This is a genomic window from Fulvivirga kasyanovii (assembly GCF_009711405.1).
GTDB lineage: Bacteria > Bacteroidota > Bacteroidia > Cytophagales > Cyclobacteriaceae > Fulvivirga > Fulvivirga kasyanovii.
Map to the genome: position 1 here is coordinate 1 of NZ_SMLW01000089.1, position 591 is coordinate 591.

Below are 591 nucleotides of genomic sequence, written 5' to 3' on the forward strand. Positions count from 1 at the left end.
TTCCAAAGCATAGGTGCCGACATTTGTGGGCGCAGTACCTGAGCCGTCATAAGTGAAATCAACTGATAAGCCGATTGGGGTAGTTGTGGCCGTTGCAGATTGTGGTGAACCGTTATATACCACACTCGTAGTGCCTAAAGTAACGGTTGCCGTGGCTTTATCAATGATTAATATAAACGATTGGACATCACTATTTGAAGGGAGAAGGACTTCCCTTACTGTCAACTCAACAGGAAAGCTTCCGGTCTCAGTGGGAGTACCTTCCATAACTGCTGTTCCATCACCATTATCTGTTAAGGTAATACCGCCTGGCAATACTCCGTCGGTCAACAATATCTCCCGGCTAACCGCTATCTGACCGCTTGTAGTAATATTATAGGTATATAAGGCATCGAAAGTGCCCGTTTCAACCGGCGTACTTGTAAAAGCCGGAGATTGAGCCCATGCAGAAAATGACAGGCAACAATACACTGCCACCATGAGCAAAACTCTTATAATTGTATTCAAATTGCCCAAATTCTTTGTAAATTACTGTTTTTCAATAACAAATTTAAATAAATATTACACCTATTTTATCTTTGATGCATAACA

At 41.6% G+C, this 591-nt stretch carries 1 protein-coding gene; it reads right to left on the reverse strand.

Annotation, left to right across the window (positions count from 1 at the left end):
* Window positions 1–507 (reverse strand): MBG domain-containing protein (locus E1163_RS00135; protein WP_155168516.1); only part of this gene is annotated, 507 nt, incomplete at its 3' end.
* Between the last annotated feature and the right edge of the window lie 84 nt (window positions 508–591).